Source organism: Streptomyces sp. NPDC002044 (assembly GCF_040296725.1).
Lineage (GTDB): Bacteria > Actinomycetota > Actinomycetes > Streptomycetales > Streptomycetaceae > Streptomyces > Streptomyces antarcticus.
This window is the reverse complement of record NZ_JBEOXU010000036.1, coordinates 38,873-52,817: the sequence shown is the minus strand read 5'-3', so window position 1 is coordinate 52,817 and position 13,945 is coordinate 38,873. Positions and strand designations below refer to the sequence as shown.

The following is a 13,945-nucleotide window of genomic DNA, read 5'->3' as shown; positions in this document are numbered from 1 at the left end:
CCGCCAATGCCACATCCCAATCAGCGCCTAAAACATGCTTCAACACCCGCAACCAGCCGATGCCCAGCAGGACGCACAAACTCAGAGCAGCGCTTTATTGTGATGCATTCTTTTGTTGCGTTTTTCGATTTCTGGAGATTCCGCAAATTTCAGGGGCGGTGTATTTAGCCCCGGCTCTTTTCTGGTCTGTAAGGTGGCGTGTATCCTGGCATTGGTTGCCGTGAGGATATTTCGGCGATCAAGGGCCCAAACATAGAAGTGGGCCCCACGCTCCCGTTCCAAGGGGTGGGCGTGGGGCCCGGATGCCTGGGCCTTGGTGGGCCCGGCTGCGTCAACAGCTGGGCCCACCTGCGCTTTTAGAGCACTCCAGTGAGTTTGAGGCCCCAGTACACGGCCTGCAGGATGCAGGTGACCAGGGTGACCGTCTCAGCGGCGAGCTTGCGCTTGGAGCGGCCCGGCGCGGGCTGCTCGGGCGAGCCTTCCATGCCGGACATCTTCCACCTCCCTTCTGTTGAGTTTGGATTCCCCGCCTCTCGGGGTGATTTAGACGTTAGCAGGATGCGGGGTCCATAAAGTCGCGTCGTGTGACTGCAGGCGAGCCCAAGAGGTGCTGGTTCTTCCCGTCCTATCGCGTGAATGGAGAAGAGCGCGAGGGCTGCGTAGGTGCCCGTAGATTCCGTTTTCTCGATGCCCGCACAGCAGCCGGCCTTGGCAGTGACGAGCAGAGGCGGGGGCGGTTGATGGCCGGTCCCACCGGTTCAGTCCGTTAGGCATGGGCGGGCTGGACGGGAGTCCTTGCTGGTGCCTCGCTGATCCGGGTCGTATCCACCTCGTCGCGTCGGGTGGCAGAGAAGCCATGGGGCGTACAGGCATCGCGAGTTCTCCCGGCACTGCGTCCACGTTCGTCTCGCTGCTCGCCGCAGAGTCGACCCGGATGCTGGTACGGGACCCGCGGTCCAATGGGGAGGCTTGCCCGGCTGGTCGGCCTGGTGCAGATCGAGCGGGAAGAGTCCCGGCCCGCGTTCCGTGCCGGCAGTCCGCCGGATCCCCGCGAGGTTTTTTCCATTTCGTCCGACGTGGCATGGGGTCATAGAGGCGCTGCTGGAGAGTCCGGCACAAGCACCCGGAGGACCACGCCCGTGAACAACAGCCAGCCCGCCGCCCCCGACAGCGACCGCCTGCCGCCCCTAGCGGCGCTGCTCCTGGCGGCGGGCGCAGCCGCCGCAGCCGCGCAGAGCGAGGCCTGGGCCGGTGCTCTGGGAACTGCGGTTGCTGTCTACTCCGTCCTCGTCACCGGCAACGACCGGAGGAACTGACTATGGCCCGCACGCAACCGTCCGCCGCCCATATCGCCCTCCTCCGTGCCATCGAGGAGCACGGGGGAGCAGCCACCCCGACACAGGTCGAACGCTGGCAACAGCAAGGCTGGCTGCCCAAAACCGGTGAATGGTTCGAACCCGGCTGCTCAACTATCCGGCCAGTGATCCTCACCCGGGCATTGTGGCTGGCGAACACCGCGCGTCCCGGCCGCAGCATCGGATGGCTCGGCTGGGTCTTCTGGGCGATCGACGACACCCCCGACAGCGCGCGAAGGCTCCGAACGGCCATGGTCACCACTCTCACACGGCCGCTGTCGCGGGCAGGCCTCGAGGAGATCCCCGCTGGCGACTCCGACGAAGCCTTCCACGCCCGCCAGGACGCGGCTGCCCGGATGCTGGCCAACCGCCGCTCGCCCCAGCGTGACATCGACGGAATCCTGCGCGACGCCGCGACTGCCGCAGGTATCGAACTTCCCCGATCCCCTGCAGCTCCCGTCCGGAACATCTTCGACCCGGCCCTCCTCGAACACGGTGCCCGGATGCTGCTCGGCGGAGCCACCGACGTAGGTATGGAGGACCTCCTGGAGTCCTGGGAACGGGCCTCCCCAGACCACGCCGCTGACATCGAGCGCATTCGCGAGGCGCACCACCAGGCCGAGCTCGACGGGACTGACTGGATGACACAGTCGCCCCTGGCCGATGGCATGGCTGGGATGGTGCGCACGATCGAGACTGCTGGGGACCGGGAGTTGTGCGCGGCGGTGCGCAGCTGCACGAAAGCCACCGGTGTTCTCGACCGGCTCATCCGACGAGCGGCGCACGAGCCGGAGATCCTTGTTCGGCTGATGAAGGACGTGATGTGGGACCAGTGGGCCCGGCTCGGAGGCATTACGCCGGACGGGACGGCCGGCGCGGCTGCCGTAGCGCTCTGCACGTTCCAGTACCTGGCGATGCCCGACTGGGCCGCAGACCTGGAGCGGTACATGTCCTTGATGGACGGACTGCTCACGACCTCCCCCGCGATCGAAGCCGGGAACGGGGAGGAGGCGGTATAGACAGGGCAGGCCGGCGCCCAGCGGGCAGAGTGGCGGTAGTCACCCAAATTTGGGTGACTACCGCCTGGCACTCGTGAAGGGCCTACCGGCCCTTGAGGATCTCTGCGGCAGCATCGGCCAGTCGGCGGGCAGTCCGCTCGATCTCTTCAAGCGTCGACGTGCTTGCCCGCAGCAGGATCCCCGTGGTCACCATGCTTTCGGACATGCCCTCTAGGGCGGACCATGCCTGGACGGCCCGTTCCTCGTCGACCTCGAGTTCAACGCCGGGCAGAGTGGTTTCATTGAAAATTGAATCACCCAAATTTGGGTGATTCAATGTTGGACGTTTTTCTTCTGTGTCCGTGCGCTCTCTAGCGCTCGCCATGCTTTCGCCTGGTCCTACAGCCCGTTGGCGTGGGGCGGCCAGGCGAGACCGTCGTTCGCGGTCAAGACGCATTTCGGTGAGGGTCTGGGCGCTCAGCTCTGGTGGTGACAGCTGCTTCTTCGCAGCGGCCCGTGCCTTGGCTGCCCAGGCGTTCAGGTCGGCCGCCGTGACTCGTGTTCCGTTTTCTGAGGCCCAAGTGCGCAGCTCGACGTATCCACCTGCGATCCGGTCTTCTCCGTATGCGTCGACAGCGGGGAGGAGCGCCTGGATGTGGGAGGCAGGTGTGGGGCGGGTCCAGAGCTGGAAGATGGCACGAGCCAGCCGCCACTGCTGGATCATGCGGTTGGCCTCGGATTCGGACTGCCCGAGGACTTCCTCGCAGTATTCGGGCCATAGCCGCCCGCCGCTCCGGTACAAGCGCCGCGACCTGACCGCGTGTGCCGCCTTGCCCCGCATCCACTCGGCCTGGTCAGCGTAGGAGAACGCCTTCTCACAGTTCTCGAGGTCACCGGTCTCTTGGGCAGTCAGCTCTCCCTCGGCCTCGACCTCCTTCGGCTCGGGGATCAAGTCCGGGGTGAAGGGCTGCGGACGGTAGGCCGGCCGCTCTGCCGCAGCCGCGGGCCGGGCCGGGTTTGCCTCGCTGCTGGGGCCAGGCAGGGATGGCGACGCGGCCTCGGCGGAGGATGCATGCTCCGGCTTCTGATCGGTCTGGTTCTTGCGCTCCTCGGCCTCTTTTGCGGCCTGCTTCTGCATGAGTTTGAGGTATGTGCTCACGGCAGCAGCCCCCGCTTCTCCATCTCGGTCACCAGGGAGCCGAAGGCACTCTTCTTCGCTCCGATGACGGGAAAGTTCATCGACAATGCGTACGTCTCGGAGCGGGGGATCGTCGTGGTGAACACGTTCCACCCCTTCGCCTCCAGCTGGCTCCGGTAGTGACCTGTCGAAGAGGCGTTCGTGACGGTCCGGTTCAGCAGGACCCACGTCTCCGGCGGCCGGCCGTCCTCACGGAACAGACCGGACCTGCGGATGATGTCCTGGAATGGCGTGGCCTCCGGCGGCTTGTCCACCCGGAGCCAGTCTGCCTGGGTCGGGGACATGTGAAGGATGACCAGGTCTGCCACGCGCAGCACCGAATCGGTGATGTGGGGGTGGTTCTCCGCATGGCCGCAGTCAACGATGCTGAGGCAGCCCGGGGTGGGGGCGACCTCCTCATGGAACTGCGCGGTGGCCTTCTTGTGCACCTTGAAGGCGAACGGAGCCTGTACGGACCAGTCCCAGAACTGCATGGAATGGTCGGCGTCGTACCCCACAATCTCGTACGCGGCTTCGGACTCCATCAAGGCGTGCGACAACCACGCCGTGTCGGTTGTCTTGGCCATCGTCCTGGGGGACACGTTCGCAATGAGCATGGCCATGAGCCTATGGCCATAGCTGAGATCAACACATCAACCACCCCGGACACAGCCGACGACTGCTCCGCACGGCCGGACCGGGCACTGTAGTTGCGGCGACGACAACGCTCTCGCAGCCGGCCGCAGAACCGCTTCGGCCGCCCGCCCGGCAGTGGTGCGCCTGCTGAACACAGCCCCGCGTGGCCTCCGCCGGAACACCGGTCCGTGCTGGAGGAAATGTCGCAATGCGCTCACCGCCGAAGCCTCGCGGGCAACGCGCTTTCAATGGCACCTAGCTGTTGCTGGAGCTGTCCGCCTCCGGTAGCAGATCGATCTTCCGCTCGAAGCAGACGCGCCCTTTGTCCTGCGATCTCAGAGGCGATACCTGTGCGGTCTCCTCACCGCCAGGCTGCACAGTGAACACCTGGTCGTCCGGCACCCCGTCGTAGGACGGACGGAACGTCACTTCCTTGTCGGAGACATTCCGGAACTCCACCGCCTGGTACCAGCTGACATGGGGTGGCCCGAGCCGGCCTCCGGGGAGTGCCGGCCCGGCTGTCCGGTACTCCGCGCACCATTGCCTCGCGGTCACGCCTGGAACATTGCTGGTGCTGGAACAGCCGACGGCGCAGAGGCCCGCCGCCACGAACAGGCTTAATAGGAAGTAGCGGCGCACAAGTGGTTCCCCTCCGAGGCGTACTGGATCGAGGCGGATCGTAGTGTCTCGGGGCTCGGTCGCCGAGTCGCGGGGCACGTCCAGCAGGTCCGGGGCCTGTCCATGCCGAGGTAGTGCCTCCGTGCCCGCGTACGTCACGGCGTTCCCAGCAGAGGCCCGCCCCTCCGGAGGATTGCGGAGGTCTCGGGGTGCGGCCTCCGTCGCGGCCCTGCTGGCCAAGGCCGCACCCCGTATAGCCGAACGTACCCCGAAGCAGGCGTTGCCCGCCCGGCGTTCTATCCGGTGACGCCGAGCAGGTTGCCGGGACTGCAGTACGGGCAGGCATCGATGCCCTCGGCGAGCATCCGGCGTACCTGCTCGGCATCGGCCTCCTTCCCGCGGCCCATGCTGCAGTCCCCGGCATGAACCCGGAGCCCCTTCAGCCCGCTGCCGGTGCGGATCCCCTCGACCTTCCACTCTGGCGGCGCGGGCGGCGGCCGCCGGGCCCGGACCTCGGCGAGCTCCGCCTCCAGAGCGGCGATGGTCCGCGCGGCTTGCCGCTGCTGCCAGGCCGGCCACGCCGCCACGGCCCTCCACCTTTCCAGCCGCGCCTCCAGCTCACCCACCACGACCACCCTCCTCCGGCTCGACCACGAACCTGCCGCCCACGAGCCGCACCGCGACCTCCGCCTCACCGCCCGGCGCGTCCTGGACGGCCCGCCACAGCCGCGTACGCCTCACCCGGCCCGGGTCCCCCTCACCCCAGTACGCGTGATCGCCAATCCGGCGGGAGAGCCGGAACAGCTCCGCCCTCAGCTCGAGCGTGCCCGTGGCGGGCCGGCGGGCGAGCTGGTTGTAGACCCGGATCCAGGCCTGCTGGACGGCGAGCAGGTCGTCGGGGAAGTCCGCGGCGGGTCTCGGGCCACCCGGATCGGCTGTGCTCACGCCGCAGTCGTCCACCCGCGGGCGCGAGCCTGTCGGCGCAGCTCGGCAGCGGCCGCCCGGGAGCGGCCCGGCGCAGCACAGTACGGATGGGTGTGGAGCAGGCGGGACAGGGTGATCAGGCGCCGTCGGAGCGTGGCCGTGCTGGTCCCGGCAGGAGTCTGCGCGAGCGCGCCGTAGGTACGGAGCCATGCGATCTGGAGCGCCAGTAGATCGTCGGGGAAGCGGAACGATTCCATCCACCAAGTGAAACACTTGTTCGAATATAGTGTCTTTACGGGGCCTGCTTCAGCCTGTGGTGGACTCTCCGCCCATTGCTGAGGTCCCTGTTCCGATGCACCGCGTGGGCGGGCGGTCCAGTGCCGCCCGGTGTCGGCGGATGACTGAACACCGCCCGGCGAAGAAGCCGTCCGGGGTGTAGTGGCACAGGGGCATGTGCCGCTCCAGTGCGGGCAGGTAGTTCCACCGCAGGCATGGGTGGGCGGAGTGCGCGTAGTGGTGGAGGTCGCCGTACGGCATCCACGTCGCGGCGGCGAGGACGGCCAGGGCGCGGTTGCCGGTGTACAGGCGCAGGCAGCGCCCGGCCTCGACCTGGGCGGGGCTGCCGGTGCGGTGCTCGGGGTCGAACCAGGTGTGCTCCACCAGCAGGCTCCACCAGGCCAGCAGCGGGTAGAGCAGCAGCCGCGGTACGAGGACCCCGGCGAGAACGGCCGCCCACCCGCCGGCCGCGTACGCCGAGGCGAAGACCGCGGCCACCCCGGCGGGCGCGGCGTAGCGGCCGGGCCGCGGGCGCAGGTTGGCGGCCAGGCCCTCCGCGGTCGCCCGCACGCCCCGGGGGGTGAGGGGGAAGAGCAGCGCTGCGGCGAAGACGCGGTGTACGACGCCGGGGCGCAGGCCGGCCTGGGCGAGTTCGGCGAGGGTGGGATCGCCGGTCAGGGTGGCGTTGGGGTGGTGGTCGCGGACATGGCGCTGGCGGCGTACCGCGATGGACACCAGACCGAGGGGGAGGTGCGCGCCGAGCTCGGCCAGGACGTGGTTGACGCGCCGGGTTCGCGCGAGGACGCCGTGGACGGCGTGGTGGCTGACCTCCTGGAGGTGACGGAACTGGACCGCGACACCGACCGCCGCGACCGCAGCCCCGGCGAGGCCGTGCGCGGCGAGGACCCAGTACCCGGCGATCTGCACCCACTGCCCGGCCACCAGGACCGCCGGGGTCCAGTCGTTGGCGCGGGCGCGCTGCACGGCTATGAGCTGCGCGGCCGTCGCGGTGCCGAGCTGGCCGGGGAGAAGCGCAGCCGGTCGGCCTGGCGCAGCAGGATTCCGGCAGTGATCAGGGATAAGGCGAGCAGCATGCGGCGAGCCCGTGGTGATCAGGGGCAGGCACCTCCCGCCATCGATCACCAAAAGTACATCTAGTCCACTATTTATCACGTACTGGGGTCGCGCTTACTTTCGTGGAACGCGAGAGGCGGCCCACCAGGTGGGCCGCCCCGGGCGGAGGTCTGCGGCTATGCGTCAGCTCGACTGCTCCCGGCGTCGTCGCGTGGCGCCGGGCTCAAGATGGGCGAACAGCGCAACGGGCACGTGTCCGCCATCGCGCAGGTTGAGCCGAACGAACTGCTCGCCTAGCTGTGTGGGCGATGGTGCGGGCAGTTGGTAGTAGATGTCGGTGGCCGCCCTGGTGGCGGCCACCTCGACGGCCTGGATGTCTGTACCGCTGGTCTGCACGAGCAGGGTGGTGTCGAAGACGAACTTGATGTCCGACGGCTCCGAGGCGCCGCCCCACAGCGGCAGGTACTCTCGGGAGGCTCTCCAGCGGACTTGTGCGCTGATCCACGTGTTCTCGCCGACGCGGTAGGCATTGCGGCGGGTCACCTCGTCCAGGAAGAGGCGCATGCCGATCGACCGGAACAGTTGGTCGTTGACTTCGGGCACGGTCGACTGGATGACGGAGCCGTAGACGAGTTCGTTGACCACGGCGTCGGCGACATCGGGGTGGTGAAGAGAGTCTTCCAGGTCCTCCGGGACGGGCTTGATTTCCTCGGCGAGTTCGCTGAGCAGCTGCTCTATGCCCTGCGGCAGCAGCCGCAGCGTCCCGTTGCTGCCGGTAAGTGCAGCATCGGCCTCCTGACGCAGCACGGCGTGAAAGTCGTCATCGGTGTCCGGTCCGCGGAAGTCGCCGTCCTCGCTGAGGAACCACACCTCACCGTCGTTTTCGCGGGCGGCGGCGAGGACTGTGAGCCAGATGGCCACGTCCCGTGCGCCGCGCGCAGTTGACTTGCCACCCTCACTGGCGGTCCAGTCCTGCTTCGCTGGGGGCAGCCGGTTCGCCTCTCGCCGCAATGCCTCCGCCGCCGCCCCCTCGGGGGTGGGAAGAATCGTGAAGACTTCCCTCAGGGCGGCACTCCTGGCTGCTCCGGCGTCGGCCGGGTTGTGTGCCCGTACCTCTTTGGCGAAGTCCTTGTCGAAGGCTTTGCCCAGTGCCCGGAGCGCGCGAAGAGCCTGGCTGTGCTGTTCTTCCACTTCGTGTTGGTAGTGGGCGACGTGCTCGATGGCGACCATTTCCGGCAGGGCCAGGGTGCGGTTGTTGAGCGCGGCGATCTTGCGGAGCATCCCGAGGACGGGCCCGTGGGGGAAAGCCACGTGCTTGAGCTGGTTGGTGTCGAGGATGATCAAGGGTCCCCCCACGGTCGTGCGGATGGTGCGGTGGTCTACAGGCTGGCGACGGCGCCGCTGATGCGGGCGCCGTCCCAGGCACCGGCGTCGAGCTGGGGGCGGGCGGCGGCCTCGTAGCGCTGGAGGGCGCGGGGCGCGGAGTCGGCGCCGTTGCCCCAGGCGCTCTCGAAGCGGTCGGCCCAGCGTGCGACGCCCTTGAAGTAGACGCTGCTGCGGCCGCGCTGGTAGTCGGCGTCGCCCTGCTCCTCCTCCACGAGGGCGGCGGCGTTCGCGAAGATCACGACGTCCACGGCCTGGTCGGCGCGCAGCCGGTCGCGTACGGCGAGTCCGCAGGTGACGCCGAGGTCGCGGTGCTGCCCGATCAGCTCCAGCAGGGAGCGGGCGAAGTCCTCTTTGGCGAGGTCGGCGGCGTGGACGATGAAGAGGCGGTCGATGCGGCCGCCGCCATCGGTGAAGCGGCGGTTGGCGGCGATGTACTCGCGCCGTCCGGTGAGCAGGGTGGGGTTGGTCGTCAGGTCGGCGGCCAGGATCCGCTGCGGCTGGGCCTGGGCCTCGGTGAACGTCTTCACCAGCAGGGCGGACAGACGGGGCACCTCGGAGGCATACACGCGCAGGTGGCCGTCGGCGATCTCGCTGTAGTCGGAGATGAGTTCGGCTTCGAGCTGGGCGCGGACCTTGTCGTAGTACTGGGCGTCATCCATGGCCTTGAGGTTAGCGCCGCAGCTGGATGCAGTTCTTCCGCGTCCAGTAGTGCCCGGCGGCCAGGATGAGGATCAGCACGGCCTGGATACCGAGCAGCATCTTCAGGTTGCCCCGGTCCGCGGCCCACCCGACGACGGGGACGACGAGTCCGGCGATGGCGAGGGCCGCGCCGAGCGCGGGTGAACCCAGCGCGGCGGTGGCCCTGCCAAGCGGACTGGGACGTGCTTCGGACATGGTGATTCCTACCCCGGGGCCCGCCTGGTCGGGCCGCGGGTTTCATGATTCCCGAGGGCCCGTGCCCGGTCCAAGGGATCGGCGGATCTCCCCTGGCCAAAGGCTGCTTCGGCGCCGTCCGTGGCCGGTGCTCAGGCGTCGCCCGCGCTGGTCAGGAGGATGTCGTAGTCGACGGTCCACCGGTCGGCGGGGATAAGGAGGTCGGCGGTTTCCACGGGTCGGTCGTCGCGGTCGTAGAAGGTGCGCTCGATCAGCAGCGCGAGGGCGCCGGAGGGGATGCCGAGCTGCTGCGCCTGGTCGCGGTCGGCCTGGACGGACCGCGGGCGCTCCACGGTGCGGACTACGGCGATGCCGAGGTGGGCCATGCGGTCGATGACGCTGCGTCCGCCGAAGGGGCCGCCGTCGGGCAGGACGACGGTGGTTCCGCCGGTGATGGCCATCGGTTCCCAGCTGACCGAGGTCATCACGGGGCGGCGCCGGTCGTCCAGGAACTCGTACGCGGTCCGCACGCAGTGGTCTCCGGGCTCGATGGCCAGGCGGGCGGCGATCGCCGGCGGGGCTGGGACCTTGGCGGTGCTGTGGGCGTCCCAGGTGGCGATCCCGGCCGGGGCGAGGGGTGCGCTGGGGTGGCCGGGCGCGGGGCAGCGCCGCATGTGCAGCCGCTCCTGGGGTGCGCGGACGTAGGTGCCGGCGCCGGGGCGGCCCTCCAGCAGGCCCTCGATGATGAGGAGTTCCTGGGCACGGCGGATGACGTTCTCCCCGACGCCGTGGACTTCTCCGAGGGCGATGCGGGAGGGGAGGCGGGTGCCGGGGGGCCACTCGCCCTCGCTGATGGACCGGCGGAACGCGTCGGCGACCAGCATATAGGGGGCGTTGGTGTCGGCCATGAATCTCCCTCGCCAGCGGCTGTCCTGACAACTGGTCAGCGCGTATCGCCAACCATTTGACAATCTAGTCCACTAGCTAAATACTAGTGGACTAGAAGTGCGCTAGGTGACTGACTGATGGGTCGGGGCGGCGGGCAATGGACGAACTCTTAGGCACCGCCGCGGTCATAGCCGCCCTCACCGAACTCACCGGCCAGCCACCCGACACCACCAAGCACGACGGCGTCCTCACCATCCAGGCCGACCCCTCCCGCGTTCAGCCCGAGGACTGGCCGCGCCTGGTCGCGGTCCTGGAGACCGCCACCTCTTACGGACTGTCCACCATCGCGGCCGGCACCGACGTCGTCTGGCTGCGCATCGAGCTGGGAGACACACCCCGCCCATGAACGGCATCCCGATCGGCATCGCCTTCGCCAAGGGCCACAGCACCGGCAACGACTTCCTGATCCTGGACGACCCAGACGGCCACCTCGACCTCACCCCCGCCCACACCATCCGCCTCTGCGACCGCCGCAAAGGCATAGGAGCCGACGGCCTGCTGCGCCTGGTCCGCTGCATCGCCTCCCCGGAGGCCTTCACCATGGCCGGCCAGGCCGAGTGGTTCATGGACTACCGCAACGCGGACGGCAGCCTGGGCGCGATGTGCGGCAACGGCGCCCGCGTCCTGGCCCGCTACCTCGCCGCGACCGGCCGCCACCACGGCGGCCCGCTCGCCCTCGCCACCCGCGCCGGCGTACGGCACCTGAACATCCCCGCCGACAGCGCCGAATCCCACCACGGTCCGGTGAGCGTGGCCATGGGCCTGCCAGCCCTGCCCGGTCCCGACCGCATCACCGTCACCGCCGGAAGCCGGCACTGGCCCGCCCTCCACGTCGACGTCGGCAACCCGCACGCCGTGGTCTTCGTGGACGACCTCGGCCACGCCGGCACCCTCGCCACCGCGCCAGAGGTCACCCCGACGTCCGCCTACCCGCACGGCACCACCGTGGAGTTCGTCCGCGACCTCGGCCCCCACCACCTGGTCCTGCGTGTCCATGAACGCGGCGTCGGGGAAGCCCCGTCCTGCGGTACCGGCGCCTGTGCCGCTGTCGCGGCCGCCCTACACCGCGCCCCCGGGCCGCCCGGCCCGGTCCGCTACACCGTGGACGCCCCCGGCGGCCGGCTCCTGGTCGACGTCGCCGACCACGGCACCATGACCCTGACCGGCCCCGCCCACCTCACCGCCCGCGGAACCGTCCGCCTCCACACCCCATGGATGCCAGCGGCCCGCGACGGGGAACGAGGCATCCAGCAGCCCCACGGGGTCCCCACTCCGGCCCTCCTCGCCCGTGCCGACCGCGGCCTGGCCCGCCTCGCCGACCTCCACACCGCCCTGATCCCCGCGCAGGCCGACCGGTGAACCGCGACGGCCACCTGACCCACCCGCTGATCGGCCGCCTCGTCCGCGACCGGGATTCGGGCACCGAAGGCCTGCTGATGGCCGTGGTCCGCGAGGACGTACCGACACTCGTCGGCCCCCGGCGCACGGCGAAGCGCGCGTACATCCGGCCCACCGGCGGCGGAAGGGAAATCGCGACCGCCCTCAACAGGATCGATCCCCTCGGCGTCGCTTGAGGGCCAACCGCCCCCCGCGGAAGACCGACGCAGCATTGATCAGCGGGGGCCCCGGCCTTGGCCGGGGCCCCCGCTGATCAATATCAAGATTCTTTTCAAGTCTACTGCTGAGTAAGTATTATATAAGGGTCCATATTGACTCATTCAGATGGCGACCTTCCGCTCCTGTGGTTCGTGGTAGCAGTGACGCTCCCATCAACTCCCTTAACGCCCGATACAGTTGACTCCACTTCGTCGGTGCCACCGAGGAGGACTCAGGAAGAGCTTCTGAGCTTCTCAGCCTGGACTCCCAGGTGAAATCGATGAAGGAGGCGCAGATGTCCGAGCCCGATTCCGGCACTCAGCCGGAAGAAGAACCGCCCGAGTCGGCCGGGGCCGAGGAGGAGCGGCAGAAGGCGGAGGCTAAGCGTCGCCGCAAAACCCGCCGCAAGCGGGCGGGGATCCGGGTCACGGCCGCGGTCGTGCTTGGTGTCCTGGGGGGAGCCGCGCACGAATTCGGCGGAGACCTCTACGACAAGACGGCCAACTCCGTCCGTCAGTCCCCGTGAGAACAGCAGAACGGCCCTCACCTATGTAGGCGGGGCCGTCTGATTACTCTGCGGTGATGTGAGACAGCCGTCCGGTCAAGGTGGGTAGCCAGGTGCCGGGCGGTTTTCTCATGTCTGGTGGTCAACCCACCAGACAAGCGGCTCTACACCTGGTCGGAACCTGGTATTTGAACCGTGTGACCTTAGGTTAGCAAGGACGGCAAGACGATGGTGTTGCCGCCGATGAACGGCTTCAACGCGGTGGCCTCGCCCATGATGAGCGGCTTCACGCCGAAGGGCTCGCCCGAGATGGTAGGCAAGGACGGCAAGACGATGGTGTTGCCGCCGCTGAGCGGCATCAACGCGGTGGTCCCGTCCATGATCTTGCAGTACACGCTGAGCTGGACCACTGCGCGAGGAGCTTACGTTCGCGACTCCGACCTGTGACCACCCCCGGTGTTGCAGAGTCTGGCTTGAGGTAGTGACCTGGGAAAGGGACGCCTTAGCGTCCCTCCCGGACCGAGGAGGCTCGTTGTGCCGCAGCGACGGGCCCGCGGCTACCAGCCGGGGTGGACACCCCGCACGTCCAGACGTGAGCTGCTGGCGGCAGTCCAGCGCGTTCTGGACCGGTACACGGAGCAGCTCCCCCTCACGATCCGGCAGGTCTGGTACCTGCTGATCTCCGACGGGATCCTGGTCAAGGAGGAACGCACCTACAAAGGGCTGGTCGACGTCCTGGGCATGGCCCGCCGCTCGGGCCGGATCCCCTGGGAAGCGCTGCGCGACGACACCGCCATCAACGCGGAACCCGACTTCTACGACGGACCCGCAGACTTCCGCGCCGCGGTACACCGGGCCGCAGCCGGCTACCGGCTGGACCGCCAGGCAGGGCAGCCGGTCCGTCTGGAGATCTGGTCGGAGACAGCCGGGATGGTCAACCAGCTCCGGGCCGTCGCCGGCCCGCGTGGTGTGCCGGTGTACTCGGGCTCTGGGTTCAACGGGTTGCCGGCCAAGCGGGCGGCGGCACTGCGCGCGGCCGCCGACGGCACGCGGCCGGTCCGGGTGTTCGTCGTCTCCGACTGGGACCAGAGCGGGGTCCACCTGTTCTCCGCGCTCGCGGAAGACGTCACCGCGTTCGCCGCCGTGGACGCCCCCGGTAGCCGGATCACCTTCGAGCGCCTGGCGGTGACCGAACAGCAGATCACTGAACACCGGCTGCCGACCGCGCCCCCGAAGGCCAGCGACCGCCGCTCGTTCACCGGCACCTCCACCACCCAGGCCGAGGCACTGCCGCCCGACGTCCTCGCCGCACTCGCCCGGGACGCGATCACCTCCGCCCAGGACCCGGACATCCTCGAGGCACTCCTGGAACGCGAGGAGCATGAACGCCGCGCCCTTCTCGCCGGCCTCGGAATCGACCCCGCCACGGACTCCTGAGCCGGTGCGGCACGAACCCGGTGGCCTGCGCTGGGGGGGCGACGGGCACCAGGACGGCAAGCTGGTAGCGGCCGTGGGTGCCTGGGTTAAGCACCGGTGAGTCACCGATAACGTCCCCAAACACCTCCCCAGTGCAGGTCAC

General features: G+C 68.8%; 20 protein-coding genes. 8 read left to right on the top strand and 12 right to left on the bottom strand.

The window, feature by feature from the left end; genetic code table 11:
• Nucleotides 1-356: 356 nt before the first annotated feature.
• Complete coding sequence (locus ABT106_RS12610) at nt 357-494, bottom strand: hypothetical protein (protein ID WP_351275848.1); 138 nt, start codon at nt 492-494, stop codon at nt 357-359.
• Nucleotides 495-1,139: 645 nt separating this feature from the next.
• Between ABT106_RS12610 and ABT106_RS12605 the strand changes: the two genes are divergently transcribed.
• Together ABT106_RS12605 and ABT106_RS12600 are read left to right on the top strand one after the other, a co-directional pair.
• Nucleotides 1,140-1,316, top strand: a complete 177-nt coding sequence (locus ABT106_RS12605) for a hypothetical protein (RefSeq protein WP_351275846.1) — start codon at nt 1,140-1,142, stop codon at nt 1,314-1,316.
• Nucleotides 1,317-1,318: 2 nt separating this feature from the next.
• The gene (locus ABT106_RS12600) at nt 1,319-2,374 is read left to right on the top strand and encodes a hypothetical protein (RefSeq protein ID WP_351275844.1); all 1,056 of its coding nucleotides are present in this window, start codon (nt 1,319-1,321) and stop codon (nt 2,372-2,374) included.
• Between the two features lie 82 nt (nt 2,375-2,456).
• Here the strand turns inward: ABT106_RS12600 and ABT106_RS12595 are convergent, their stop codons facing one another.
• The 11 genes from ABT106_RS12595 to ABT106_RS12550 form a co-directional block, all read right to left on the bottom strand.
• Nucleotides 2,457-3,491: a hypothetical protein gene (locus ABT106_RS12595; protein ID WP_351275842.1), complete on the bottom strand. Its 1,035-nt coding sequence runs from the start codon at nt 3,489-3,491 to the stop codon at nt 2,457-2,459.
• Between the two features lie 17 nt (nt 3,492-3,508).
• Nucleotides 3,509-4,147 carry a ParA family protein gene (locus tag ABT106_RS12590; RefSeq protein WP_351275840.1) on the bottom strand — a complete coding sequence of 213 codons (639 nt, stop codon included), beginning with the start codon at nt 4,145-4,147 and terminating at the stop codon, nt 3,509-3,511.
• Between the two features lie 274 nt (nt 4,148-4,421).
• Complete coding sequence (locus ABT106_RS12585; RefSeq protein ID WP_351275838.1) at nt 4,422-4,805, bottom strand: hypothetical protein; 384 nt, start codon at nt 4,803-4,805, stop codon at nt 4,422-4,424.
• A 275-nt stretch (nt 4,806-5,080) separates the two neighbouring features.
• Nucleotides 5,081-5,413, bottom strand: a complete 333-nt coding sequence (locus ABT106_RS12580) for a DUF6233 domain-containing protein (protein WP_351275836.1) — start codon at nt 5,411-5,413, stop codon at nt 5,081-5,083.
• Nucleotides 5,403-5,729 carry a DUF8825 domain-containing protein gene (locus ABT106_RS12575; RefSeq protein WP_351275834.1) on the bottom strand — a complete coding sequence of 109 codons (327 nt, stop codon included), beginning with the start codon at nt 5,727-5,729 and terminating at the stop codon, nt 5,403-5,405. Before ABT106_RS12575 ends, ABT106_RS12580 begins: the two co-directional genes overlap by 11 nt.
• Nucleotides 5,726-5,965 (bottom strand): DUF8825 domain-containing protein, encoded by a 240-nt coding sequence (locus ABT106_RS32135; protein ID WP_502979328.1) that lies wholly within the window; start codon nt 5,963-5,965, stop codon nt 5,726-5,728. The genes ABT106_RS12575 and ABT106_RS32135 overlap by 4 nt, the downstream gene beginning before the upstream one ends.
• A gap of 49 nt (nt 5,966-6,014) precedes the next feature.
• Complete coding sequence (locus tag ABT106_RS12570) at nt 6,015-6,968, bottom strand: fatty acid desaturase (RefSeq protein ID WP_351275832.1); 954 nt, start codon at nt 6,966-6,968, stop codon at nt 6,015-6,017.
• A gap of 273 nt (nt 6,969-7,241) precedes the next feature.
• Nucleotides 7,242-8,402, bottom strand: coding sequence for a PIN domain-containing protein (locus ABT106_RS12565; protein ID WP_351275830.1), 1,161 nt, complete (start codon nt 8,400-8,402; stop codon nt 7,242-7,244).
• A gap of 35 nt (nt 8,403-8,437) precedes the next feature.
• Nucleotides 8,438-9,103, bottom strand: a complete 666-nt coding sequence (locus tag ABT106_RS12560; RefSeq protein ID WP_351275828.1) for a hypothetical protein — start codon at nt 9,101-9,103, stop codon at nt 8,438-8,440.
• A 10-nt stretch (nt 9,104-9,113) separates the two neighbouring features.
• Nucleotides 9,114-9,338 carry a hypothetical protein gene (locus tag ABT106_RS12555; protein ID WP_351275826.1) on the bottom strand — a complete coding sequence of 75 codons (225 nt, stop codon included), beginning with the start codon at nt 9,336-9,338 and terminating at the stop codon, nt 9,114-9,116.
• A gap of 131 nt (nt 9,339-9,469) precedes the next feature.
• Nucleotides 9,470-10,225: a GntR family transcriptional regulator gene (locus ABT106_RS12550; protein ID WP_351275824.1), complete on the bottom strand. Its 756-nt coding sequence runs from the start codon at nt 10,223-10,225 to the stop codon at nt 9,470-9,472.
• Nucleotides 10,226-10,362: 137 nt separating this feature from the next.
• On the opposite strand from ABT106_RS12550, the gene ABT106_RS12545 reads away from it, so the two are divergent.
• The 6 genes from ABT106_RS12545 (at nt 10,363) to ABT106_RS12520 (ending at nt 13,803) form a co-directional block, all read left to right on the top strand.
• Nucleotides 10,363-10,611 carry a hypothetical protein gene (locus tag ABT106_RS12545; protein ID WP_351275822.1) on the top strand — a complete coding sequence of 83 codons (249 nt, stop codon included), beginning with the start codon at nt 10,363-10,365 and terminating at the stop codon, nt 10,609-10,611.
• Entirely contained in the window at nt 10,608-11,624 is a 1,017-nt protein-coding gene (gene dapF, locus ABT106_RS12540) for a diaminopimelate epimerase (RefSeq protein ID WP_351275820.1), read from the top strand. The genes ABT106_RS12545 and dapF overlap by 4 nt, the downstream gene beginning before the upstream one ends.
• Nucleotides 11,621-11,839 carry a hypothetical protein gene (locus ABT106_RS12535; RefSeq protein ID WP_351275818.1) on the top strand — a complete coding sequence of 73 codons (219 nt, stop codon included), beginning with the start codon at nt 11,621-11,623 and terminating at the stop codon, nt 11,837-11,839. The genes dapF and ABT106_RS12535 overlap by 4 nt, the downstream gene beginning before the upstream one ends.
• A 317-nt stretch (nt 11,840-12,156) precedes the next feature.
• The gene (locus tag ABT106_RS12530) at nt 12,157-12,387 is read left to right on the top strand and encodes a hypothetical protein (protein WP_351275816.1); all 231 of its coding nucleotides are present in this window, start codon (nt 12,157-12,159) and stop codon (nt 12,385-12,387) included.
• A gap of 222 nt (nt 12,388-12,609) precedes the next feature.
• Complete coding sequence (locus ABT106_RS12525; RefSeq protein WP_351275814.1) at nt 12,610-12,813, top strand: hypothetical protein; 204 nt, start codon at nt 12,610-12,612, stop codon at nt 12,811-12,813.
• An 87-nt stretch (nt 12,814-12,900) separates the two neighbouring features.
• The gene (locus ABT106_RS12520; RefSeq protein WP_351275812.1) at nt 12,901-13,803 is read left to right on the top strand and encodes a hypothetical protein; all 903 of its coding nucleotides are present in this window, start codon (nt 12,901-12,903) and stop codon (nt 13,801-13,803) included.
• The last annotated feature ends 142 nt before the right edge of the window (nt 13,804-13,945 follow it).